The 578-nt window shown below is 65.2% G+C and carries 2 pseudogenes; both read right to left on the bottom strand.

Annotated features, from left to right (window positions below):
• Positions 1–282 (bottom strand): annotated as a pseudogene (locus FUT88_RS25275) (3-deoxy-7-phosphoheptulonate synthase); the annotation flags it as partial.
• Between the two features lie 78 nt (positions 283–360).
• Positions 361–578: pseudogene (locus FUT88_RS25270) on the bottom strand (DUF2252 domain-containing protein); the annotation flags it as partial.

Below are 578 nucleotides of genomic sequence, written 5' to 3'. Positions count from 1 at the left end.
GCGCGCGTAATCGAGCGCCTGGTCGTGATCGTGGATCGAGCACGGGCCGACGATGAGCAGCAGCCGATCGTCGCGACCGTGCAGGATGTTGCTGATGGCCCGGCGAGTGTCTTCGACGAGCGTCTGCGTATCGGCAGGCACGGGCAGCTCGTCCAGCAGCAGCGCCGGTGAAATGAGCGGACGCACCGCGCCGATGCGGGTGTCGTCGATGCGCGTCGTATCTTGCGTCGCGTCGGCGACGCCCACCTCGCGATCATGCGAGGGGTTGTCGAGGTTTTTCATTGCGATCTCAGAGGGATTTCAAATAGTACGCATGGGCGTGACGTCAACGGCGCGCCATCGCGGCCTTACACTGCGCGCTTAAACGGACTTGCCACCGCGCGCCTGACGATAATCTTCAGCAAACTCAGCCCATTGCTTGAGCGACACGTCTTTGCCATGCGCCGCCAGCTTCAGCGCCGATTTGCGCCACGCGCTGCCCGCCGCATAGGCCTGCACCTTTTCCACCAGATCGGTCCCGTGCCGGCCGCAGCCGCGCAGGTGGCACCACGCCGCCACGCGCGCCATGGTCTGCAGCG

Origin of the sequence: Ralstonia sp. TCR112 (assembly GCF_007997035.1) — a bacterium.
GTDB lineage: Bacteria > Pseudomonadota > Gammaproteobacteria > Burkholderiales > Burkholderiaceae > Ralstonia > Ralstonia edaphi.
The sequence above is the reverse complement of the archived record's forward strand: the minus strand, read 5'-3'. Positions and strand labels throughout refer to the sequence as shown.